Origin of the sequence: Leptospira selangorensis (genome assembly GCF_004769405.1) — a bacterium.
In the GTDB taxonomy this organism is placed as follows: Bacteria; Spirochaetota; Leptospiria; order Leptospirales; family Leptospiraceae; genus Leptospira_B; species Leptospira_B selangorensis.
Window position 1 is genome coordinate 411,232 of record NZ_RQES01000016.1, and the last position, 21,690, is coordinate 432,921.

Annotated in this window: 24 protein-coding genes; 13 read left to right on the plus strand and 11 right to left on the minus strand. The window is 40.9% G+C overall.

The features are described from left to right. Window positions 1-40 precede the first annotated feature (40 nt). The 7 genes from EHO58_RS12360 (at window position 41) to EHO58_RS12390 (ending at window position 8,193) form a co-directional block, all read left to right on the plus strand. Window positions 41-1,063, plus strand: a complete 1,023-nt coding sequence (locus tag EHO58_RS12360; protein ID WP_008595388.1) for a rod shape-determining protein — start codon at window positions 41-43, stop codon at window positions 1,061-1,063. Between the two features lie 51 nt (window positions 1,064-1,114). Next, window positions 1,115-2,218: a rod shape-determining protein MreC gene (gene mreC, locus EHO58_RS12365; protein WP_135626403.1), complete on the plus strand. Its 1,104-nt coding sequence runs from the start codon at window positions 1,115-1,117 to the stop codon at window positions 2,216-2,218. After that, window positions 2,218-2,721 (plus strand): rod shape-determining protein MreD, encoded by a 504-nt coding sequence (gene mreD, locus EHO58_RS12370; RefSeq protein WP_100708168.1) that lies wholly within the window; start codon window positions 2,218-2,220, stop codon window positions 2,719-2,721. Before mreC ends, mreD begins: the two co-directional genes overlap by 1 nt. Before the next feature lies 1 nt (window position 2,722). Beyond that, the gene (gene mrdA / locus EHO58_RS12375) at window positions 2,723-4,663 is read left to right on the plus strand and encodes a penicillin-binding protein 2 (protein WP_135680127.1); all 1,941 of its coding nucleotides are present in this window, start codon (window positions 2,723-2,725) and stop codon (window positions 4,661-4,663) included. Then, window positions 4,660-6,180: a rod shape-determining protein RodA gene (rodA, locus tag EHO58_RS12380; RefSeq protein WP_135626405.1), complete on the plus strand. Its 1,521-nt coding sequence runs from the start codon at window positions 4,660-4,662 to the stop codon at window positions 6,178-6,180. The genes mrdA and rodA overlap by 4 nt, the downstream gene beginning before the upstream one ends. Window positions 6,181-6,243: 63 nt before the next feature. Beyond that, the gene (locus tag EHO58_RS12385) at window positions 6,244-7,035 is read left to right on the plus strand and encodes a hypothetical protein (protein WP_135680128.1); all 792 of its coding nucleotides are present in this window, start codon (window positions 6,244-6,246) and stop codon (window positions 7,033-7,035) included. A gap of 72 nt (window positions 7,036-7,107) precedes the next feature. After that, the gene (locus EHO58_RS12390; protein WP_135680129.1) at window positions 7,108-8,193 is read left to right on the plus strand and encodes a hypothetical protein; all 1,086 of its coding nucleotides are present in this window, start codon (window positions 7,108-7,110) and stop codon (window positions 8,191-8,193) included. A 36-nt stretch (window positions 8,194-8,229) separates the two neighbouring features. Here the strand turns inward: EHO58_RS12390 and EHO58_RS12395 are convergent, their stop codons facing one another. Next, a complete protein-coding gene (locus tag EHO58_RS12395; protein WP_008593840.1) occupies window positions 8,230-8,454 on the minus strand; it encodes a DUF1858 domain-containing protein in 225 nt (74 codons plus the stop codon). 66 nt (window positions 8,455-8,520) lie between these two features. Between EHO58_RS12395 and EHO58_RS12400 the strand changes: the two genes are divergently transcribed. Continuing rightward, the gene (locus EHO58_RS12400; RefSeq protein ID WP_135615492.1) at window positions 8,521-8,922 is read left to right on the plus strand and encodes a 6-carboxytetrahydropterin synthase; all 402 of its coding nucleotides are present in this window, start codon (window positions 8,521-8,523) and stop codon (window positions 8,920-8,922) included. 127 nt (window positions 8,923-9,049) lie between these two features. On the opposite strand, the gene EHO58_RS12405 is transcribed toward EHO58_RS12400, so the two are convergent. Next, window positions 9,050-9,460, minus strand: coding sequence for a hypothetical protein (locus EHO58_RS12405; RefSeq protein WP_100711614.1), 411 nt, complete (start codon window positions 9,458-9,460; stop codon window positions 9,050-9,052). Window positions 9,461-9,572: 112 nt separating this feature from the next. Here EHO58_RS12405 and EHO58_RS12410 point away from each other — a divergent pair, with 112 nt between their 5' ends. Continuing rightward, on the plus strand, window positions 9,573-11,537 hold the full coding sequence (locus EHO58_RS12410; protein ID WP_135680130.1) for an acetoacetate--CoA ligase: 1,965 nt from the start codon (window positions 9,573-9,575) through the stop codon (window positions 11,535-11,537). Window positions 11,538-11,605: 68 nt separating this feature from the next. Here the strand turns inward: EHO58_RS12410 and EHO58_RS12415 are convergent, their stop codons facing one another. Genes EHO58_RS12415 through EHO58_RS12430 form a run of 4 tightly spaced genes read right to left on the minus strand, consistent with a single transcriptional unit; the run spans window position 11,606 to window position 13,796 of the window. After that, the gene (locus tag EHO58_RS12415) at window positions 11,606-11,941 is read right to left on the minus strand and encodes a hypothetical protein (RefSeq protein WP_135626409.1); all 336 of its coding nucleotides are present in this window, start codon (window positions 11,939-11,941) and stop codon (window positions 11,606-11,608) included. Continuing rightward, on the minus strand, window positions 11,938-12,471 hold the full coding sequence (locus EHO58_RS12420; protein ID WP_135680131.1) for an RNA polymerase sigma factor: 534 nt from the start codon (window positions 12,469-12,471) through the stop codon (window positions 11,938-11,940). Before EHO58_RS12420 ends, EHO58_RS12415 begins: the two co-directional genes overlap by 4 nt. 1 nt (window position 12,472) lies before the next feature. Next, window positions 12,473-13,027 (minus strand): Spy/CpxP family protein refolding chaperone, encoded by a 555-nt coding sequence (locus EHO58_RS12425; RefSeq protein WP_135680132.1) that lies wholly within the window; start codon window positions 13,025-13,027, stop codon window positions 12,473-12,475. Between the two features lie 31 nt (window positions 13,028-13,058). Beyond that, the gene (locus EHO58_RS12430) at window positions 13,059-13,796 is read right to left on the minus strand and encodes an LIC10920 family plasminogen-binding lipoprotein (RefSeq protein WP_244241158.1); all 738 of its coding nucleotides are present in this window, start codon (window positions 13,794-13,796) and stop codon (window positions 13,059-13,061) included. A gap of 156 nt (window positions 13,797-13,952) precedes the next feature. Here EHO58_RS12430 and EHO58_RS12435 point away from each other — a divergent pair, with 156 nt between their 5' ends. Together EHO58_RS12435 and EHO58_RS12440 are read left to right on the plus strand one after the other, a co-directional pair. Beyond that, on the plus strand, window positions 13,953-14,792 hold the full coding sequence (locus EHO58_RS12435) for a substrate-binding periplasmic protein (protein ID WP_135680133.1): 840 nt from the start codon (window positions 13,953-13,955) through the stop codon (window positions 14,790-14,792). An 18-nt stretch (window positions 14,793-14,810) separates the two neighbouring features. Beyond that, window positions 14,811-15,677 carry an MBL fold metallo-hydrolase gene (locus EHO58_RS12440; protein ID WP_135680134.1) on the plus strand — a complete coding sequence of 289 codons (867 nt, stop codon included), beginning with the start codon at window positions 14,811-14,813 and terminating at the stop codon, window positions 15,675-15,677. On the opposite strand, the gene EHO58_RS12445 is transcribed toward EHO58_RS12440, so the two are convergent. Further along, on the minus strand, window positions 15,674-16,303 hold the full coding sequence (locus EHO58_RS12445; protein WP_135626414.1) for a lytic transglycosylase domain-containing protein: 630 nt from the start codon (window positions 16,301-16,303) through the stop codon (window positions 15,674-15,676). The two genes, EHO58_RS12440 and EHO58_RS12445, sit on opposite strands and share 4 nt — an antisense overlap. A 712-nt stretch (window positions 16,304-17,015) precedes the next feature. On the opposite strand from EHO58_RS12445, the gene EHO58_RS12450 reads away from it, so the two are divergent. Beyond that, window positions 17,016-17,750 (plus strand): matrixin family metalloprotease, encoded by a 735-nt coding sequence (locus tag EHO58_RS12450; RefSeq protein ID WP_244241159.1) that lies wholly within the window; start codon window positions 17,016-17,018, stop codon window positions 17,748-17,750. Window positions 17,751-17,811: 61 nt separating this feature from the next. Here the strand turns inward: EHO58_RS12450 and EHO58_RS12455 are convergent, their stop codons facing one another. Together EHO58_RS12455 and bcp are read right to left on the minus strand one after the other, a co-directional pair. Then, window positions 17,812-19,305 carry a leucyl aminopeptidase gene (locus tag EHO58_RS12455; protein ID WP_135626415.1) on the minus strand — a complete coding sequence of 498 codons (1,494 nt, stop codon included), beginning with the start codon at window positions 19,303-19,305 and terminating at the stop codon, window positions 17,812-17,814. Next, window positions 19,302-19,781, minus strand: a complete 480-nt coding sequence (bcp, locus tag EHO58_RS12460; protein ID WP_135680135.1) for a thioredoxin-dependent thiol peroxidase — start codon at window positions 19,779-19,781, stop codon at window positions 19,302-19,304. Before bcp ends, EHO58_RS12455 begins: the two co-directional genes overlap by 4 nt. A gap of 122 nt (window positions 19,782-19,903) precedes the next feature. Here bcp and EHO58_RS12465 point away from each other — a divergent pair, with 122 nt between their 5' ends. Further along, complete coding sequence (locus tag EHO58_RS12465) at window positions 19,904-20,278, plus strand: hypothetical protein (RefSeq protein WP_100725349.1); 375 nt, start codon at window positions 19,904-19,906, stop codon at window positions 20,276-20,278. Here EHO58_RS12465 and EHO58_RS12470 read toward each other — a convergent pair. Both EHO58_RS12470 and EHO58_RS12475 read right to left on the minus strand, forming a co-directional pair. Continuing rightward, the gene (locus EHO58_RS12470) at window positions 20,275-20,655 is read right to left on the minus strand and encodes a VOC family protein (RefSeq protein WP_135680136.1); all 381 of its coding nucleotides are present in this window, start codon (window positions 20,653-20,655) and stop codon (window positions 20,275-20,277) included. The genes EHO58_RS12465 and EHO58_RS12470 overlap by 4 nt on opposite strands. A gap of 68 nt (window positions 20,656-20,723) precedes the next feature. Continuing rightward, window positions 20,724-21,488 (minus strand): helix-turn-helix domain-containing protein, encoded by a 765-nt coding sequence (locus tag EHO58_RS12475; protein WP_135680137.1) that lies wholly within the window; start codon window positions 21,486-21,488, stop codon window positions 20,724-20,726. Window positions 21,489-21,690 lie beyond the last annotated feature (202 nt).

Consider the following 21,690-nt stretch of genomic DNA (forward strand, 5'->3'; position numbering starts at 1 on the left):
TAAATAAGATCAACCAGCCTTCTGGCAGCAAAGGATAGAAATGATATTCGATAAGCTATACGGATTATTTTCCAACGATATGGGAATCGACCTCGGAACCGCAAACACTCTCGTCCATGTAAAAGGGCAAGGTATCGTTCTTTCCGAGCCTTCCGTAGTAGCGGTCCACGCGGCTACGGGCAAAGTGCTCGCAGTAGGCCAGGAAGCTAAGAGAATGTTGGGACGTACTCCCGGCGAGATCGTAGCAATCCGTCCTATGAAAGACGGGGTGATCGCGGACTTCGAAACAGTCGAAAAAATGATCCGCTACTTCATTGCAAAAGTCCATAATAGAACTACTTTCGTAAAACCTAGGATCGTGATCGGAGTTCCTTCCGGGATCACTGAGGTGGAAAGACGTGCGGTCCGTGAATCCGCAGAACAAGCAGGTGCACGCGAGATCTTCTTGATCGACGAGGCGCTAGCTGCTGCGATCGGTGCAAATATTCCGATCAATGAACCTGCCGGTAATATGATCGTGGATATCGGTGGTGGAACTACAGAGATCGCTGTTATCTCTCTCGGCGGTATGGTAATTGCTGAGTCCATCAGAACCGGTGGTGATGAGTTCGACGATGCAATCATCAAATATTTAAGAAACCAATACAACCTGGTTGTTGGGGAAAGAACTGCGGAAGATATCAAACTTACTATCGGTAACGCTTACCCTGAAAAGAAAACAGAGACTATGGAAGTAAAAGGTAGAGATGCAATTTCAGGATTACCTCGTACTCTTGAATTAGAATCTAATGAGATCCGTAAAGCTCTCAAAGAACCGACCGACGAAATTTTAGACGGGATCAAAAGAGTTCTGGAAAGGACTCCACCTGAACTTGCTTCGGATATCGTAGAAAGAGGGATCGTTCTTACCGGAGGAGGATGTCTTCTTCGCGGATTAGAAACCTATCTTTCCAAAGAAACCGGTGTACCTGTGTTCAGAGCGGAAAACCCTCTGACCTGCGTGGTACTTGGAACCGGAAAATTCTTGGACGAAGTTAAGTATCTAAAACCAGGGATTCGTTAATTCGGATCTAGGTCTCCGGCTTGATTGCCGGAGTCCGATACGGAATTTTTTATGCTTTGGCTTCAAGTTAATAAAAGTAAGGAAACCGTTTCCCTTTTATTTTGTATCGTATTCTCTCTTCTTTCCCTGACTTTTAAGAGTAATGTTTTAGTCAGAGGGATTGCAAGTTTTCAGAGAGTAGGGGACTCCGTTTCCGGTTCCATCGACGGAGTGGGTTCCTTTTTCAAAGGTGCCTATACTAAATTAGAATCTTTTGAAGCGGTTCGTCAGGAAAGAGATGCCTGCGTTGCTGCTATAGATGATTATAAACTTCTTCCCCAAGATCTGGAAAGAGTAAGTAGAGAAAACGAAAGTCTCAGAAGAGAATTACGTTTTAATACTAAACAAAAATATTCCACAGTCAAAGCCGAAGTTCTTTCCGTTCGTTTAAATTCCATATATCGTACTATCATCATAGACAAAGGTTCCGAAGCAGGGATCAAACCTTATATGCCTGTTACTGCAAGAGCAGTGAACCAAAAAGGTGAAATTATAGAAGCTTTGGTAGGAAAGGTGATCGCAGTCACCGGAGGTTCCGCAGTGATCCAGCCTATCATCAATTCCAATTATAATATGGGTGTTTCCATTCCGGAAAGTAATCTTTGGGCAACTCTTTCCGGAAACTCAGGAAGAGGAATGGAAGCATTGATGAATTATATTGATAGCGGCATCATCATCGATCCAAGGATTTTCGGAGATTATCCGATGGGTCCGAGCGAGATGATCCAATACACCGAGTCTTTAAGTAAGATAGGAAAGCCAGTATATAGTTCAGGTTCTTCCGGAATGTTCCCACCAGGAATTCCTGTGGGTATAATTACTGAAGAAGGTCCGCGAAACGGAAGTTTTAAGACTGCGTTTTTGAAACCTTTTGTTCGTTTTGATATGCTGGAGTCGGTTACGATACTTATGAAACTCCCTGAAAAATGGGCGGAGACCTGGCCGGAAGGACAGAATATCAATATCGAAAATCCGTATTTTGGTGAATTAAATTATCCTAAAGAAGAAAGAGAGCCTAAGGTTCCAACTCCTGTCGGAAACAAACCTGTAGAAACTCCTAAACCTCAAAAACCGGATGGAAATGGATCCGGATTCTCCGACGAGGAAACGAACTGATGATCTTAGAATATATAGTCATTGGTGCAGGGATATTGATCTCCCATTTCTTGAACGGGACAAATTTGTTCGAAATTTCCGGATTTAAACCTGATTTTATGGTGATCTTCGTTCTATTCTTTGCTCTCCGCAGGGGAACAATGGCCGGGATCTGGATCGGGTTTTTTGGCGGATTACTTTCCGATTCGGGTTTAGGTGGAGAAATTGTAGGAAACGTTGTTACCTATAAAATAGGACTTCACTCACTTACATTCTGCATCATGGGATATATCGTAGGGAAGTTCGCAAGACCTGCCTATCATGAAAATCAGATTTCCATAATGTTGTATTCTTTGGTAGTCACACTGATCTCAAGGATCGCGTCTTATTTTCTATTCTCCTTGTTCTTTCATGAAAATTTAAACTATTCCATCATTAGTACCTCTATCTTTAACGGAGCGATCGCTCCTATATTCTTTTGGGTCTTAGGTAAACTATACAGACTGGAGCAGGCGGAAGGCTAAAATGTTGGGGGGAGGAGGATCTTCTTCAGCCACAGAGTTTAGACTGGAGCGCAGTTTCAGGCTAAGGCTGTACATGTTCTCCGGACTTGTTGCGTTTGCTTTAATCGCATTCGTGGTCCAGTTATTCAATCTTCAAATCGTACAAGGAACGGATAACTCTTTAAAGGCGGAGAAGTTCGTTCGAAAAAGTGAGACCATTCCTGCTGCCAGGGGAGAAATGTTCGATAGAAACTTTCTCACTCCCGAAACTTCTATGGCTCTTGTTTCCAATTATTCTAGCTTAGATGCAGTATTAAACACTTCTATACTCAAATACGATCCAGCTAAGGTTAAGAATTTTTTACAGGAATTCGCGAGAACTCTTTCTATCCCGATGTCTTATTATGAAGAGGATTTACTCGAACCTAAATTCTCCAAAAAGATCAAGACCAAAAAACCATTCGTACTTTTGGAAGCCATCTCCAAGGCTCAGCAGGAACGTATATCAGTTTTTGATAATATATCTAAATATGTGATCTTAGTTCCTTCTCCCAGAAGGATCTATAAAATGGGTCCTGCTCTTGCGCATGTTACAGGTTATATAGGTAAACCGAGTAAAACGGACCTTCTTACCCGTGAGATTAAATCTTACCAATGGCTTGGGAAAGACGGGTTGGAGCTCCAATACGACTCTCGACTTAGAGGAACCGACGGATTCCGTATCCAAAAAAGAAGTTCCGAAGGAAATATCGAAGAAGAAAGGGTGGTGGAACATTCTACTCCCGGAAACAATCTAGTTCTTACTATAGACAAAGACATCCAACTTGCAGCATATAAGGCTTTAAAAGGTGCCAGAGGAACTGCGATCGCAATGCGTCCTTCTACCGGAGAAGTATTGGCAATGGCTTCTAATCCAAGTTATGATCCGAATGTTCTCTCCGGAAAAAGTAGATCGGAACGGACTGCACATTATAAGAGAGTGGATGCAAACGGTGGATTTTTAAATCTTGCGATCCAATCTAAATTTCCGCCTGCTTCTACGTATAAAACGTTAGTTGCACTTGCCGCTTTGGAGAGTGGGCATAAGGTGGATTATACTCCTGAAACCAGTTACCAATGTAATGGTAGTTATACTTTAAAATCCACATTTGCCGGAGTTCCCGACCAAGTCTTTTACTGTTGGGAGAAGGGAGGACATGGTACGAATGACCTGGCTCATGCTCTTCAAAAATCTTGCTCCGTGTATTTTTATAACCTAGGATATAAACTAGGTTCCGATCCTATCTTAACCTATTCTCGTTTATTCTTGTTAGATCAAAAATCCAAGGTGGATCTTCCGGGAGAAATTGCAGGTCAGGTTCCTTCTCCTGCATGGAAAAAAAGGATCTATGGAACTAGATGGTTTGATGGAGATACGATCAACCTTTCCATCGGACAGGGATTCATGTCCGTTACTCCTCTTTCTATGACATTATTCTATGCCGGACTATTGAATAGAGGGCAGATCTATCAACCTTATATAGTAAACGAGATCAGAGATCCATTAGACAATTCCATTATCAATCGTACTGATCCACAGAGACTAAGTGATATTCCGATCCAATCTTCTACAGTAGAAGCGATCAAAACAGGACTTAGACTCGTGGTGAAGAATGGAACAGCCGCATTCGTATTAAATAAACCTGGCCTTCCTGATATTGCAGGAAAAACGGGAACAGCCCAAACAAGAAGAAGAGGATCTTCCGGATCCAACCACGCTTGGTTCATAGGATATGCTCCTGCCAATGCACCTGTCAGCGAACAAGTATTAGTTTCTGTGTTCGTAGAATACGGAGTGGGTGGAGCGGCCGGAGCAGCGCCGGTCGCGAGAGAAATGTTTAGAGCTGCTTTCCCTCCTGGAAGTTTCAAAAGAACTGCAGAGATACCTGAAACTGCTCCTGTAGCACCGGAGAATGTACAATGATGTCGGATCGTTCCATAGATAGGATTGACTACTTTTTGGTAGGCTCGGTCATCATAGTGGTGATCTGCAGCGTTCTCACTTTATATTCACAAGAATATAATTTTGATGATCCAAGTGTTGGACTCATGAGCCATAAATGGTTCAAACAGTTCCTGTTCTTCCTACTCGGATTGATCATTATGTGGTTCCTTTCCAGGGTCAATTACCAATTGATCGGAGCTTATGCATTATTTATCTATGGGTTCGCTATTCTATTACTTGCACTTACTCTAGTTAAATGGATCGGTTATCTTCCTTCCAGCAGAGGTGCAAGATCTTGGATCAAGATAGGACCGTTCTTATTGCAGGCCTCAGAGTTTGCAAAACTCGCCACTGTGATCTTACTCGGTCAGTATCTAGTATTAAAAGAGAAAGAAATGAAGAAGTTAGTGGTACTAGTGATCCCATTCGGGATCGTTCTATTGCCGATGGCTTTGATACTTTTACAACCTGACTTCGGGACTGCAGTATCCTTCTTGCCGATCTTATTCACAATGTTATTCTTGGGAGGAGCCGACTATTTCCATATCGGTTCCTTTATCACATTCGGAGGGATCTCACTTGTTCTTCCTATGTATGTGGAGTATTCCAAACTTACATTACTAAATGATATCCTCGCATTCTTGCAAAGAACCGGAAAAACGGACCTTCTATCCGTAGTGAACCGACTGGGTGGAAAAACCTGGCAGGTATTGGACGGAAAAGAAGTCGCCGGTGCAAATTTAACTCCCAAAACGATCGCCTCATTAAGAGAAGTATTCGATCAAGTAATCGATTTGGAAGGTAGCTTTATATTTAAGTTACTTTCCAACCAAGGATTACTCATCGGAGTGGGCGCAACACTTATCATATTCAGTATCATTATGATCTTACTCAGAGTCGCCCGAGGAAGTAAAACATTACGTTCTTATTATATTCCTCTCGGGATTCTCGGAATTAGTTTGATCTCGGCAGTAGTCGTGATGAAAACAGTTCCTTTCCGAGAAAACCAGGTCATTCGATTGACTGCATTTTTAAATCCGGACGAGTTTAAACAAGATGCAGGATACCAACTCAGAGCATCCAAACCTGCGGTAGGTTCCGGAAAATTAGTCGGAAAAGGATTTTTAAACGCGGAAATGACGGAAGGAAAAATCCCTCATGTTCCTGAATCCAGCACGGACTTTATCTTCGCATCTTGGGCGGAGCAAACTGGTTTTATAGGTTCCGTGTTCTTGCTCTTCTTCTTATTCTCTATTCCACTTAGAGGACTGCAGATCAGTTACGAAAGTAAGGATAGATTCGGATCTCTACTCGCATCCGGAATTGTAGCGATGTTATTCTATCATATGGCGATCAATATCGGGATTGTGCTTGGATTATTGCCGGTGACTGGAATCCCACTTTCTTTCATGAGTTACGGTGGTTCCCACTTACTTATGTCCATGGCAGCGGTCGGGATTATTCTCTCCATCAAGATGAGAAAACACGCAAACTAAAATTTGGATCGGTAAAATGGCTGGTATTGCAAAAAAGCCTGCCGATATTCAATCTAAGCCGACATGGAAAGAGTAAAAGATTCCAGATTTCTATTCGATCTGAAAAGAAAGTTCCGCTATATCTTGGAAGAAGTGGAGAAGAACACTTACGACCAAGATTCGGAAGTCAGAGAATTAGAAACAGTTTGGGAAGAAATGTTCGATGTCGCATCCCGCAATGATACCCCTTATTTCAAAGCCAGACTTTCCAATCTAAAAAGACAGTTAGATGGTTTTGTAAAAACCAAAGCATACGAAAAACAAGAATTCGATCGTATCTATAGACAACTAGAGAAGATCCGTAAAGATGATACTGTAGAATTTTTGGATGAGTCCATGCGTTCCACATTAGGAAGGATCGCAGAAAATACAAATAAAGTCACTCCTAATGTATCCAGTTCCGGATTAGAGCCTGGCTCTTTGGGTGGGATCCCTCTACTTCTCACATTCAGATGTGGAACAGTTCATTTTATAGTAAAATCTGGACCTAAAAAGATATTCAGAAACGTACATAGAAACAAAGACAAGGTACTCTACGAAGGGAAAAAATATCCAATCTTCCCAAGCAGGTCCATTTACTTTTCCTGGGAAGGAGAAGGTAGAGCCTGGGAAACCGAACCAGGTTCCTTACTCATGATCCGTTATCCGGAAGGGAATAGATTTTTTAGATGTGATGCGTTGGGAGATACATTCCGTATTCCTGAAGATACGTTTAAGAGAAGATTACAACCTACTGATAAACAATCCTCCGAGATCCGTTATTATTTCCGCAAAGCAGGAGTTCGGTATTATTATATTCCCCAAAAAGGGGAATGATCACCTAACAATAAAATAGCGTAATTTGGTTTGCAATTTTGAGGATATCGGAGAAAATCCGAGACCTTTACGATGCAACACAATACTTCTTTCTGGGACAATTGGACATTCGAAAGCCTTTTTGATCTATTTTCAAAGGGTCCTGATTTTTCGAGCTCCAAAGAATTAAAAATAAATAAAGAAACAAATTCTTATGATTGGACGGAGATCTGCACTGCTTGCGTTCAGATAGAAAGTTTATTTCATCTCATCAATGAACTTGTCCTACGAGAAAAGATATTTTATGATCAAAAGTTCTCCGCAGGTTGGGACGCATTCGAAAGTTTAGATTCTTTGGACGGAAGTCTTTTAGTTTCCGTGGATATTCCTACTGACGAACCCGAGGTAAAAGATTCCAGAAACGAGGCCTTAAAGTTATTATGTGCAACCGACCTCATGAAAAAACACCAGGAAGAAAATTTGTATGGTTATAGGGAGAATAAACAATCTCCTCACGAATATTTTGGGCAAGTAGTTTGGGGAGCGGCCGGTAATTTAGGAAGAAGCACATTTTTAGGCGCGCATTATGTAGCTCATCCGATCCGTGCTTCTCTTCTGGAACAAGTACCCTTATTCAAACCAAGCACTGATATCAATTCGGAAGTCAAAGAATGGATAGACGAAGAAAGAGTGAAGGTATTCACAAGTCTTACTCCGGTGGGGAGAATGAATAATTTTCAGTTGATCCTTCCTCCTTTAGTGACTGAGGTGATCGAATCTTCTTCTTCGCTTTCCGAGATTATACCCGCTACGATTGAAACCAGGGAAAAATACAAAAAAGTCCGAGAATGGATCGGAGAATACCAAATCGTATTAGAAAACGAAAACCCCACTCAGATCTCTAAATTTAAAAAAACATTATATAATGTAAGCCAGGATCTGGAGAAAATGAGAAAGCCAGGAGAATTAGGAGATACTAAAGTAGGGATGTCCTATATCGGTTTAAATTTTCCGACTCCTAAAATCCCGGATCTTCGGAAATTTTTTGGGATAAGAAGTGCGCTCAATAAACTTCTTCTTAATCCGAAAGGAGAAAAGGCATTATTAAAATTACTGAAATGGTTTGGGTGCGAGAAGGGAGAAGAACTGGGGACTATTCGGAAATATTTTTTATTATAAAATTGGAATATAGTAGAAGGCCCGAAGGCGGAGAGATTACTCTCCGTCCTCGAGTAGATTGTTCAGACTATCCAACAGAACATCTACTTCTACACCGTAGCCCATACAAACTTGCTCGATAGTTTCGAGTTCGTTGATGGAACAATGAGAGCATCCGCCCAAATGATAGCTTGAAAATACCAATCCTGCTTCAGGATGAAGACCAATTGCTTCGCCTACAGTCATTTCTTTAAAAAATCTTGGCTTGACCGCTTCCGACATGGGGAAAATCTCCTAAGTACTGGTTTAAGTTCCAGTATATAGACTCCCTAGGCCAAAGTCAATTCCATGTTTTTTCAAGAAACCGGCAAATTCTATATTCGTATCGAGGAAAGGTTCGAATCTTCTCATTATCTCTATAAATACTTCCCTGATGGCTCGGATGAGCCAATCCACGGCCATTCCTTTAAGGTAGAAGTTTATCTCTCCGGCCAAAAGAATATCGGAGAAGACGGGATCAGCTTCGACTTTTTGACCTCTAAACGTAAGCTTAAGGAGCTTGTGGCTGAGTTAGACCACATTCTGATCAACGACCATTCCGATTTTAAGAAGACTAATCCTACTTCTGAAAACATGGCTCGTTGGTTTTATTATGGCTTAAAGGACAGTGTGGCCGAGGCTAAAGGAAAAGTAGATCGGATCGTGATCCATGAAGGCCCGGAGAATTTAGCTTACTACGAGCCAAATTAACGATTTTCACGCGAAGGCGCTAAGAAGAGAAGGTTTGGAAATTTGAAAGTTAAAATCTTCGGATATTCTATTGATTGAAACAATAAATACCTTCTACACTTCGCGGCTTGGCGTGAGAAAAATAGCTCTATATCTTCCCGTACGTAAAAAGAAAAACGAGATTTGCCACTGCATAAGAGATCGTGAAATAAAAGCCGATCCGTAAAGGCCTAGGAAGTCTCATCACTCCACAAAGAACAAAGTGGACCGCTAAAAAACAAAGAGCCAAAGTGTTGGTCCAAAGAACAGCCTTCACTGGTTCAGAGTCGGCTCCGTATAAAAGAAGAAGGACCGTAGGCAATAGTCCCAGAAAACTCATGAACCCGCCTGTGGCGATCCAAACCATTAGGATCATTCTGGACTGTCTTTCATCGGGATGTTGGAAGACCGAGATTGCACCTCCAACTACTAACTGGTGTAGAAAACCGTGGAATGCGTAGACCAAACTTACGCATAAAAATAGGATCGTAGGCAGGTTGAGATGATTCAGGTCTGACAACTGGAAAACTCCGGACTTCTTATCGACTCACAAATCTTACGGGACGGCTTTCGCTTCACAACTAATTTACTGTTGACCTTCGATTGAAAAAAACGAAGATAACAGGCCGGACATGAATCAAACTCTTTGGACCCCCAGTCCCGAACTCATTCAAAACTCAAGACTTACAGAATTCCAAAATTTTGCCGAACAAAAGATCGGTAAAAAATTCAAGAACTACTCAGAGTTACATTCCTGGTCTGTGGAATTCCCCGAAAAATTTTGGGGATTGATTTGGGAATTTGCCCCGGTTATCCATTCCGAAACTTACGACGAAGTTATCCGGCCTGGAAAAACTTTTAGAGAGGCTCAATTTTTTCCGGGAGCAAAACTGAACTTCGCGCAAAACTTACTTCGAAAAAAGGATGATACAGTCGCGATCTTCTACAGGGGAGAAAGTGGGGCGGAGAAGAGCCTTACCTATTCGGAACTTTATAAAAACGTAGGAGCGCTGGCCGCCTATTTTAGATCGGAAGGTGTGGCACCTGGAGATAGGATTGCCGGGCTTATGCCCAATGTTCCGGATACGGTTCTTGCGATGTTGGCCGCTACGAGTATAGGTGCGGTTTGGACATCCTGTTCTCCTGATTTCGGGGTCAAAGGTGTTTTGGATCGATTCGGTCAGATCAAACCTAAAATCCTGATCACCACAGATCGATATGAATTTAAAGGTAAGTCACTTCCACTTGCAGCAACTATCCAAGAGATATCTTCCCAGCTTACCGATCTCAAAAAGATATTAGTTTCCGAATATCCTAGTTTAGGATCTGACGATCAGAAAAATATTACGGACGGATTTCCAAAAAATTCGCTTCCATTAATAGAATCTTATAAATCTTTTTTGGGGCAGGAACCCGAGTTTTACCAAACATCTTTTGATCATCCAGTATATATCATGTATTCTTCCGGAACAACAGGGCTTCCAAAATGTATGGTCCAGGGCTCCGGAGTTTTTTTGAATCATTGGAAAGAACTTGCACTACATACGGATCTGAGAGAAGGAGATGGGATTTTTTATTATACAACTTGTGGATGGATGATGTGGAACTGGCTTGTAAGTTCCCTTTCTATCGGAGCCGCAGTACATCTATTCGATGGAAATCCATTTCACCCTGATCCTGGAGTATTATTCCGTTTTGTTTCCGATCGTAAGGTGAAAGTATTCGGAGTAGGAGCTAAGTATATTCTTAGCTTAGAAAAGGAAAAATACAAACCGAGTGTAGATCTATCTTCCGTAAAAGCTGTATTATCCACAGGATCTCCATTGCCTGGATACGGATTCGAATATGTTTACGAATCTTGGAAGAAGGACCTAAGACTTTCCTCTATCTCAGGAGGAACGGATCTAAATGGATGTTTTGCATTAGGAAATCCTAATTTACCTGTGCATTCCGGAGAATTACAATCTTTAGGGCTTGGAATGGCAGTCCAAATTTTCGATGATTCGGGAAAACAGATCCAGGGACAGAAAGGAGAACTAGTTTGTACAAAACCATTTCCTTCCATGCCATTGGAATTTTGGAATGATCCGGAAGGAAAAAAATACCTGGGCGCTTATTTTGATACGTATCCAAATATTTGGAGACACGGTGATTTTGCGGAAATTCTTCCTAACGGGGGAATGGTAGTTTATGGAAGATCGGATGCTACCTTAAATCCAGGTGGAGTTCGTATTGGAACTGCGGATCTATATAGTTTGCTCGAAACTATTTCTGAAATTGCAGATTCGGTAGTGATCGGTCAAGAATGGAAGGATGATGTAAGAGTGATCTTATTCTTAAAAATGGCTCCAGGTGCAATTTTGGATCAGACATTCGAATCTAAGATCAAAAAGGAAATTAAGGATAAGGTTTCTCCTCGCCATGTCCCATCTAAGATCATCCAAGTAGCGGATATTCCTTATACTCGAAATATGAAGAAGGTAGAGATCGCGGTTAAAAAGACAGTCCAAGGAGAAGCTGTCACGAATCAGGATGCACTCATCAATCCTGAATCATTAGAATATTATAAAAATATCCCGCAATTGCAAACAGATTAAAACCCACTTTTGCGGACCTTCTTCTTTAATTCCGGTAGGCAGATATAAGTTTTACTTTTGCGGACCTTCTATCTTTCTGAAAAAGAAGTTTCAATGATCAGATCCGTATTCTCCCAGATATATTCCGTTTCTATGGGAGAAGCTAGATATTCCGCAGAGTTTTGTGAATTAGAGTAATTGTCTTCGGATTCTTTCAAACTACGCACATAAAAAGTAGCAAGCCCAGCTAATCCCAAAAGTAGAATTGCAGCCAAGGCCGCCTGCCACACAAATATTTTGTTGGAAGCTTCTTGGAATTCCGCTTTGGCGATAACTTTGCCAGCTATTCTTTTGGCAAGATCTGGATCCTTAAGTAAAGATCCAATTTTTTGATCTAGATCGGAATCGATATAAGGTTCTTTCATTTTTCTTCTCTTCCTGTCCGATTCGATGCGAATCGAGATAACCATTCTTTTGCTCTTGAAATTCTGGACTTGACTGTTCCTTCGGAGATATCCAGTTTTTTAGCGATCGATTCCATTTTCTCTCCGCCCAACCTAAGTATCATAGTTTCTTTATATGGAGAAGGCAAGAGATTAATTTGAGATTCCATCCATTTACGTTTGTCCGGATCGGGTTCGATCGCTGCAATATCTTGTTCTTTTTTTTCCGAAACTTTTATCTCAGCTTGTAGTTTTGAATAAGCTCTTCCTTCTCTATTCCATTTTCGGATCGCTCTTCTACATTCGTTTCTGGCAGCAACGTATAACCAACGATTTGCATCTTGCGGATCCAGAGAAGGTTTGTCCTTAAATTTAAGATAATATCTTAAATACGTATCTTGGACCAGGTCCTCAACTAAGGAAGCCATCCCGGGCAATATATGCCTACGGATGGACTTGAGGACAGTCTCCTTACTGGATTCTATGATCCGGATTAATTCTGGTTCCGTCATTCTATCTGCAGTCTCTATCTCCTGGAGGAGGTCCGGGAGGCGGTCCATGGTGATGAGGAAAATCCCTTCTTTCCTTGATCCTATTTAATCTTTCCTTATGGAGTTGGTTCAGTTTTTGTTTTTGTTCCGGATTCAGGATGGACTCGAATTCTAATCTTCCTTGTATATGCAGAAATCTTAATTCTAATTGTATTTCGCTGATCTCCTTTAGTTTGGATTTTACTGCTACCAGATCTACTTTAGGAGATTCTAATAATTTACGTAAGGATTCATGGAGAGCGGGTAACTTCTCTCCAATAGACTTGCTGAGGCTCAATCTTTTATCGGTTGCGGCTTTTGCTTTTGCGATCTGTTCTGGACTGAGAGAAAGTTCTTTGGAGAATCTTTCAAAATTTCTATCCTCTCTTTCTCTTGGACCAGGACCTCCTCCTGGTATGAAGAAGTCGAACGGTTCCGGACCGAATGGTGGTGGAGGAGGGGGTTCTGCAAATAAGATATTCCCTGATCCTGAAACCAGTAAAATAAAAACGAATAATTTGAGTTTTTGAAAATCCAAGTGATCACCTACTATTTCTGACGAATTATTTTTATTGTGTGGTACTAGTGCTAGAAGAACTTCCTGAAGAAATCGTACTACTTGTACAATTTACTTCTCCTTTTATACTGACAGAAGGACCTGAAACATTCTGCGTATTATAACAGGTCGTTCCGTCCTGGGTATAACACATACTTGTAGAAGTCGCGGAAGTACAATTGATATTATCCACAGTATAACATTGGGTAAGAGAAAGACCTACACTTCCGCTGGAGACTGCAGTGCCTACAAGATCCAAATCTACAGTAAGATAAGAAAGAGCCTGGGAACTGGAAACACTTGTGTCCACAGGTACACCGCTTCCTCCCCAATAAATTTTTCCGTAATTCGAAACCACTGCAGATGTTCCTATTCCTCCTGAATAAGAGAAACCTTGGGTCGAGTCGATCGATCCCTGATTCTGAGTTGCATCGTATAAGAACTTGAGATATAAATATTCTCCGGTTTTAAAATACAATCTTGTGATTACGGTATAAAGGTTCGTGGTGCTTGTACTCGTTGTAGTGGTGGTCGTACTAGTACTAGAAGAACTGTAAGGAGTTGCAGTTCCACAACTTGCAGTTTTATCCATATCCAATTCTCCATCTATATTGAATGCAACCCCATCCCCAAAAACCGTTAAACTTACCTTATCAGCATCTCTGTTCTCGCAGGATAAAAAACAAAATAAGAAAAATACGAAAAAGGTTCGATGATGGCTTTGCAGGTTTGGTCGGATAGGAGGATTCAAAATAAGATTCCCGGATTCTCTCTTTATATAAGTAAACCCGGAGAGAGAAAAACGTTCCCAGATTCTTACCGAAAAATTCACATTTATCGAATCGACTCAGGGTAGATATATGTTTGTTTTTCCCTTGATCCATAAGGGCTAAAAAAATATAAAAGAATGGTGCTTCGAATATTCGGACTTCTATTTTCTTTTTTGATCCTTTCTCCCGTATTCTCACAAGACGTTTCAGGTTCTCGTTTAGCGGAGATCCAAAAAAGGGGAGAATTGAGAGTCACCGGAAATCGTAACTTCGACCCGTTTTATATCTCAGATCCAAAAGATGGTTTTCCCGGATTCGATACGGAGCTTGGAAAAAAATACGCAGAGTTCTTGGGAGTAAAATACACATTCACAAACCGCCCGGAATTTGAGGATTACGCAGAAGCGATCAAAAATGGAGAAGCGGATATCGCATTTTCAGGCCTAAGTTCTACATTAGAAAGATCTAAAAAAGGAAGTTTCAGTTCGCCCTATTTGGTTTCCACACCGGGTGCATTGGTGAATAAGAATGCACTTCCTCCTCCTCCGGAAGGAAATATCATCGCCACAGTATATTTCAGAAATATAAAGGATCTGGATAGTATAAGCGGACTCAGTTTTTCAGTTCGTGCATTTTCTGCCAGCCATGAATATCTTTTAAGCCTTTTTCCGAATTCCAGAATATTCACTTACGGTTCTGTGGAAAGCGCTTGGAATTCAGTGAAAGAAGGGCAGGCAAATTGTTTTGTGGGGGATTCTCTTTATATCAAGGGTCTACTTCTCAAACAAAGAAGTATTTTATCTAATTTTAGAGCACTTATAGAGCCGGTTCAGGAAAATCATGTGAGCGCTTTACTTCCTAAGGGTGATATTTATTTCTCCCGTAACTTTGAATTTTTTCTGTCGGAACTCAAACGAACAGGAGAATTAAAAAGTTTAGAGGATAAGTATTTTAACAGAAGCGACTGGGTGAAATAAAGAAACAGTCTAATCCGTATGGCGACTTTGGCAAAAAGAAAGCCCCAAAATTTTCCCGGACAGATTTATGTGGATTCCAGTTGTATAGATTGTGAGACATGCAGGATCTTAGCCTCGGATATTTTTGGAGAAGATCAAACCGGTTCTTTCGTTAAAAAACAACCTGAAACTGAATCCGAAAAATTGCAAGCCCTACAAGCCTTAGTCGCTTGCCCCACCGCGTCTATCGGAACAGAAGATAGAATTGATCTAACAGATGCGAAAGCATCCTTTCCTAAACAGATCCAAGACGAGGTCTATCATTGCGGTTTCCATTCTAAGGATTCATTCGGCGCCTTCTCCTATTTAATTGTCCGGGAAGAAGGTAACGTACTTGTGGATTCTCCCAGATATATTCCATCACTTTCTGAAAAAATAAAAAATCTGGGCGGGATCAAATACCATTTCCTAACACATAGAGATGATATCGCAGATCACGAAAAATTTCATAACGATTTCGGGACCCAAAGGATCATACATGAAGGGGATCTATCTGCGATTCCAAATGCGGAAATCGTGATAAATGGAAGAGATCCGTTCTCTCTTGACGAAGATCTACTGGTGATACCAGGACCCGGGCATACGAGAGGACATTCTACTTTATTATATAAACATAAATTTCTATTCTCCGGGGATCATTTAGCATTTGATCCTAAGAAAGATAGACTGATCGCTTTCAGAGGTGCTTGTTGGTATTCTTGGGAAGAACAAACCAAGTCCATGCAGGACTTGGAAAATTATAATTTTGAATGGCTTCTTCCTGGCCACGGGCACCCCACTCATACGGATCGGAAGCGTATGAGTGAGATGCTTAGGTCCTGTGTTCTATGGATGCAAAAACGTTAGAATGATTCCCTGCTTCCTAAATATTCTTCCTGGCCTGAAAATACGCTCTCGGCGTAGGCAGGAACTCCTCCCCATTTTTTAACCGCTCCCGGTCCCGCATTATAGGCGAGAAGCGCTATACGAAGATTTCCCTCGTGGGTTTCCAAAAGATGGTTCAGATAAGAGACTCCTAAATGGATATTTGTCTCCGGCTCCAATAGATCTTGTTTTTTGATATGTTTTCCTTCCCAAGACGCAATCCAGGACCCGGTCCCCGGCATGATCTGCATAAGCCCAAGTGCATTCTTCTTGGATCTTGCTTTTCGGTAGAATTCCGACTCTGTTTTGATGATCCCGAGAAGTAACCCCGCCTTCTCTCCTTTTTGGCAATAAACACCACAAGCGCTATTATGGATCCTTTCTGATTCCTTTTCTACGGTTAAGGAGAGAAGTTCCAGCTCTGTTTCAGTAAGGCTTGGTCTCTCTGAGCGAATGTATTCTTTGATTTGGGTGCTTTCCGGTAAGGAGTTCCTACCAGGAGCGCTCTTTCCTATCAGGGAGCCTGCGATTGGGGCTACGAATGATTGGTAGAGAAGTGGTAATGAGGCGATAAATATGTATCTTTTTCTAACTTTAGGCTGGAGCATTCTCCTTGCCTCCTCTTATAGTGCATTGCACCATATATGACCAGTCTTTTTGCGGCGCACTACGGACCAAGCAAAAAACCAGCCGGTTTTTGGAGTTTGGGAAAAAAAGTCGGGTTTTTGGAGGGAAATCTGGCCCTTAAGAAATTGAAAACCAAATGAAGAAGAAGCACAGGAAACATTTTCCATTTTGGAAATTTATTTCCAAAGATGTAACTCTCATTCTTTTACTCTAGTTTTTTCTCTTCATCACTATACATATTTGAATTATTTGCGAAGACTTCTCAATTACAAGAGATTGGAAATAAATTTCCAATCTAAGAATAAATCTTTCGGTATAAAAAATTTAAAAACATAGATCGGAACGTTTAGAAGAAGTTTGGAAATAAATTTACTAACCTGAAATGAGTATTTTTATTTGCGTTCGCTTCTCAAAATGATTCTCAGACTTAAATAAATATAACATTCGATTTATTTAATATAATTTTCGGAAAATAAAATTTTTGATGCAAATTTTCGTAACTGCTTCGTCATAATATTTAGAACCGGGGATTTGTTGAACAAACAAGCCTAACTAAAAAAGAAAAACTCCCTCGCGATGATCGATCCCGCGATAGAGATAATTTAAAGATACATTATAAAAAGCTAATTCCGTATTCGTCGGATCCGTTTTCTAAAAACAAAAATTCTGAAATCGGATATTTTCTGGGGAAAAATGATGAGGATATCTTTAGCTCTATCCGTACTATGCCTACTTACATTTTCACAATGTACCCAAATGGGAAATCCTTCTAGCGATCTCACTTGGGAGGAAAAACAACTTCTCTGGATAGCATACGGAGAAGAAATGAAAGGCGGACTACAACTTACAAAAGCAGCGGCTCAAAAATGGGGCCTCGGTATAGATGTCTATCCAGCTAAAACCAGAGTGGATAGAATGAGAAACACGATCGCATTTACCGAATCAGGTAAATGCCATGTAGAAGGTATCTCGGCAAAAAATGCGAAGGACTGCCAGTTATTTTCTTCTAACCCGTTCTATTTGGCCGCTTGTTCCATCAGCGCAACTACAAACATAGAGAATAGTGTCATTTTTATTTTTAAAGATAGGATCAAGGCAACTGCTGATGCAATGAAGATGGAAGGAAGCACCATCGATGCAAAAGAATATATAATCGCAACCGTTGCGCACGAGGTAGGGCATTGCCTTGGATTACAACATTCTCAGGATCCTAAAGATCTGATGTTCCCGATGTTGACTGGAAACGTATTCGAACCTAGTAGGACTGAGATGCATGCAGCACAAGCATTGTATGATACTTCTATGCCACCTGGTTCTATAGATGAATCCAATCTTTATACGAAACAATCTGATTTTACTTACTTAAAACAATATACCGTACCTTCGTTTGCGGTATTCGGAAATATAAATATGGAAGAAGAAGACTGATAACCCCAGAACGGTAGAAACCGATCAGTCTTCTTTGGTGCGAATCGAAGATTGCCGGGGACTAAACTCCCCGGTTTTTTTCTAATTTTTCAGCCAAGTCTACAAGCAATCTTACACCGTATCCACTCGGTCCGTTCCCAATCTGAGTTCCGGATGCTTTCTTTCTCCAAGCGGTTCCCGCGATATCAATATGAGCCCAGTCAATTCCTGAATCCACAAAACGTTCCAAGTATTTTGCTGCAGAAAGGCTTCCACCTGGACGTCCGGCAATATTACGTAAATCTGCTATATCACTTTTTAGATCTTCGCCGTATTCTTCCCATAAAGGCAGATTCCAGGTTCTTTCATCGGAAGAAGCAGAAGCCTCGTCCAAAAGTCCTCGCAGTTTGTCTGAATTACTCATGACTCCGGCTGCTTCGTGGCCTAAGGAAATGATGATTGCACCTGTTAAGGTAGCCAGATCCACCATATAGTCCGGTTTGTATTTTTTCCCAATGTAAGAAAGAACATCTCCTAATACAAGACGGCCTTCTGCATCCGTGTTTTGGACTTCTACAGTGAGACCGTTATGAGCAGTGTAGACATCTCCAGGTTTCAAAGCGGCAGCATCCGGCATATTCTCCGCAACTCCGATCGCTGCAATTACCGGAACAGAGATGCCTAGTTCAGCAATGGCACCGATCGCATGGATCACTGCAGCGGCACCACACATATCATATTTCATTTCATGCATATCTTGTGCAGGTTTGATGCTGATCCCGCCTGAATCGAATGTGAGACCTTTTCCGATCAGAGCTAATTTCTTTTTGGATTTTGCCTTAGGAGGGTTATATTCCAAAACGATCATCTTAGGTTTTTTGTCCGAACCTTGGGAAACTGCGAGAATACCACCCATCTTTTCTTTTTTAAGTTGGGGCTCGTCCATCACGGTGATCTTTAATCCTGCTTCTTTTGCGATTTCTTTGGAACGAGAAACAAATTCTTCCGGAGTGAAATGATTTGCAGGAAGGTGAGCGATATATCTGGCACCGTTCACATATTTACTTACCGCTCTGGACTTATCCAAGCCTACTTTAGCGGATTTTTCCGCATTAGGATCTTCTAATACGAAGCTTACATTTCCGAATTTATTTTTTTTCTCTTTAAAATCTTTGGTAAGAACATTGATTGGGAATGCGCCTAGATCGATTGAATTTGCGATTTGGTAAACTAAAGAAGAAGGAGAAAGAGTTTTGGTCAAAAATCTTGTGAGTTTGATCTCTAATCCCACCGAGTCCCATTTACGCAGTTTTTCTCCGATACTTAAGAAGATCTGAGCTACGGAACGAATGCTAACCTTGTTGGAATTCCCTAAGCCTAAATAGATAATTCTTTCAGACTCATCAATAAAACTTTGTCCGGATTCTCCCGCGAATATTCCGGAACGTATCTGGTCCGAAAATTTGGTCTCTAATTCTTTGGGCAGATTGTCTTTTGTAACCGGGATTACTTTATAAATATTTTTGGAAGTGTTCTTCCCGATGTTATAATTGATTTTTGATTTTTCTATCTTCATTTTTTGCCCAACGCCTTGATATCTCCGAGTATCTCATCCACGTGACCTTTCACGCTTACTTTCGGATAAACTTTCAAAATTTTCAGATCTGTTCCGATCAGGAATGTGGTTCTGAGAATTCCCATAAATTCTCTTCCCATAAACTTTTTTAACTGCCAGACTCCGTAGGCCTCACAGATACTTCCGTCCTCGTCGGAGAGAAGAGTAAAATTGAGTTCTTGTTTTTCGATAAATTTCTGGTGGGACTTCACTGAGTCTTTAGAGACACCTACTACGTTATAACCTTCTTTTTTTAGTCTCGCAAAATTATCCCTAAAATCGCAGGCCTCGGTAGTGCAACCTGGGGTCTGGTCCTTAGGATAAAAATATAATACCAAACCGTTTTTTCCCGCCAGATCCTTGAGAGAGACCTTTTCCCCGTCTTGGTTTAGGGTCGTAAAACTAGGGGCCTTGGACCCCGCTTTTAAAGTACTCATACAAAGACAAATGATGGGGAACTCGGCTACTATACAAGATTTTTTGTTTCGTTTCCGTTTTCAGAAGGGAAGAAGGAGCTAAAAAGCCTTGCGAAATCGTGAAACCTGACGATAGTAAAACTATGGATCCTAAAGAAAGAATGGAACTGATTCGCCAGGGAAATCAGGCCTTCAATGAAGGTGATATCCGAAAAGCCAGGGAATGTTTTCTGAAAACGGAATATAAGGACGGGCTGATTCGTTTAGGAGACCATTTCATGTTCGAAAAAAAACTTCCTATTCTCGCCTACGGTTATTATAAGAAGGCGGGGTATCAGAGAAGGATCGACGAAATTTTCCAAAGAATGTTATGGGCACTTTCTCAATGGATCGGACCTGATAAGTTCAAAACTCCCGAACCCGAAAGAAAGGCTCCGGATCCGGAAGATTTTGTGGTCCATCCTATCCTAAGACAAACTGCCTTGGACATACTCAAGAAAAACGGAATGTCTATCTAAGCGCTCACAGGCGTATATTTTACGAAATCAATCCCGATCCCGTTCGGATCAGATATCGCAAAATGCCTGTCTCCCCATTCTTCTTCTTTAAGATCCAATAGAAAAGGTAAGTTTTTCTTTTTCAGTTCCGAATAAAGAGAATCTACATCCTCTGTCTCAATCGTGATATACATTCCAAATCCTGAATATTCTTTCTGAAATGCGGAATGTTGGCTCGGAAGATTTGGAAGCAGAAAGGAAATTTCATGTTTTCCGTTCGGTGTAGAAAGTAGAATATACCAATCATTCTCAAAAACGATCTGAAATCCTAATTTGACTACGTAGAATTCTTTGGTTTCCTTCAGTTTACTTGTGACTATTCCTGGATTTAATTTCATAAGTTTCTCCTATGTCTTGAAATTTAACCTGAAACTTAAGATACGGATTGTAAAAATCGGACAAAGTGTTAGTGGAATTTACGCAAAGAAGAAGGTGTAAGACCTGTGAATTTTTTCCAATCCTTGATAAAATGGGATTGGTCATAAAAACCTTCTCCTATTTCCAAAGAGCCGTTTTCTTTCCAATTTCTAAGAGCAGCTTGGAATCTCAGGACTTTTGCAAATTCCTTTGGAGAAAGTCCAATATTCGCTGAAAATAATCTTCTAAGATGTCTGGAAGAAATTTGAAATCCTAATTTTTCAGTGGGTTTTTGAAAATCTGAATATATTTCTTGTAGAGAAGTTTGGATCCTTTGATCAGTTTCCAGGCCCTTCTTCTTTAAAAGTTCCGAAAAATAAAGATCACATGTTTTGATCCGATTGAAAAAAGAATTAGAAATTCTTAATTTTTCTTCTAACTCCTTGGCTTCCGTTGGAAATATTTCATGAAATATAGAAGTTTGGCTTTTAAGTTCTCCTAAATCCATCTTAAAAAATCTACGAATTCCAGAAGGTAAAAATCGTATCCCGAACCAACGGTCACCAGGTTGGATCGGAAAGTTTTCCAAGGAGATAGGGGAGAGTGAAATTAAAATAGGACCATTAGAGTTTATATTCAAGATCAAGTCCACGCAGGCATCAGGAACGACTTGGTATTGGCTTGGAATGGAGAGCTGAGAACTGAATTCCCAATAGTATGCGATGGAAGAGATGAGCTCAGTGCAAGGCGCGATTTCGGAGTATTGGATGCCTAAATTGAGTTGTAATGGGCTGAAATCTTTTTTGTATTCCATCTTTCGAGGTGACTTCTTTATGGGTTTGTTTTCCGACTTGTCATCGTTTCTATTTGTAAAAACCTCGGAAACCTTGAAACGTATTATTACTCGGTTATTTTTCCCTGTCCTTATTTTAGCATTCTCTGCGGTTTTAGCTGCCTGTTTTTTGGAACAACCTAAGGAGTCCCAAAAAGTTGTGCCTCCTGCAGCTCCGGAAGGC

Coding starts and splice junctions, on each gene's coding strand:
- rodA (WP_135626405.1), top strand. CDS start 4,660: ATGATGTCGGATCGTTCCATAGATAGGATTGACTACTTTTTGGTAGGC.
- EHO58_RS12385 (WP_135680128.1), top strand. CDS start 6,244: ATGGAAAGAGTAAAAGATTCCAGATTTCTATTCGATCTGAAAAGAAAG.
- EHO58_RS12390 (WP_135680129.1), top strand. CDS start 7,108: ATGCAACACAATACTTCTTTCTGGGACAATTGGACATTCGAAAGCCTT.
- EHO58_RS12475 (WP_135680137.1), bottom strand. CDS start 21,488: ATGGAATACAAAAAAGATTTCAGCCCATTACAACTCAATTTAGGCATC.
- mrdA (WP_135680127.1), top strand. CDS start 2,723: ATGTTGGGGGGAGGAGGATCTTCTTCAGCCACAGAGTTTAGACTGGAG.
- EHO58_RS12410 (WP_135680130.1), top strand. CDS start 9,573: ATGAATCAAACTCTTTGGACCCCCAGTCCCGAACTCATTCAAAACTCA.
- EHO58_RS12400 (WP_135615492.1), top strand. CDS start 8,521: ATGTTTTTTCAAGAAACCGGCAAATTCTATATTCGTATCGAGGAAAGG.
- EHO58_RS12445 (WP_135626414.1), bottom strand. CDS start 16,303: ATGCTCCAGCCTAAAGTTAGAAAAAGATACATATTTATCGCCTCATTA.
- bcp (WP_135680135.1), bottom strand. CDS start 19,781: ATGAGTACTTTAAAAGCGGGGTCCAAGGCCCCTAGTTTTACGACCCTA.
- mreC (WP_135626403.1), top strand. CDS start 1,115: ATGCTTTGGCTTCAAGTTAATAAAAGTAAGGAAACCGTTTCCCTTTTA.
- EHO58_RS12440 (WP_135680134.1), top strand. CDS start 14,811: ATGGCGACTTTGGCAAAAAGAAAGCCCCAAAATTTTCCCGGACAGATT.
- EHO58_RS12465 (WP_100725349.1), top strand. CDS start 19,904: ATGGATCCTAAAGAAAGAATGGAACTGATTCGCCAGGGAAATCAGGCC.
- EHO58_RS12415 (WP_135626409.1), bottom strand. CDS start 11,941: ATGAAAGAACCTTATATCGATTCCGATCTAGATCAAAAAATTGGATCT.
- EHO58_RS12360 (WP_008595388.1), top strand. CDS start 41: ATGATATTCGATAAGCTATACGGATTATTTTCCAACGATATGGGAATC.
- EHO58_RS12450 (WP_244241159.1), top strand. CDS start 17,016: ATGATGAGGATATCTTTAGCTCTATCCGTACTATGCCTACTTACATTT.
- EHO58_RS12470 (WP_135680136.1), bottom strand. CDS start 20,655: ATGAAATTAAATCCAGGAATAGTCACAAGTAAACTGAAGGAAACCAAA.
- EHO58_RS12455 (WP_135626415.1), bottom strand. CDS start 19,305: ATGAAGATAGAAAAATCAAAAATCAATTATAACATCGGGAAGAACACT.
- EHO58_RS12435 (WP_135680133.1), top strand. CDS start 13,953: ATGGTGCTTCGAATATTCGGACTTCTATTTTCTTTTTTGATCCTTTCT.
- EHO58_RS12395 (WP_008593840.1), bottom strand. CDS start 8,454: ATGTCGGAAGCGGTCAAGCCAAGATTTTTTAAAGAAATGACTGTAGGC.
- EHO58_RS12420 (WP_135680131.1), bottom strand. CDS start 12,471: ATGACGGAACCAGAATTAATCCGGATCATAGAATCCAGTAAGGAGACT.
- mreD (WP_100708168.1), top strand. CDS start 2,218: ATGATCTTAGAATATATAGTCATTGGTGCAGGGATATTGATCTCCCAT.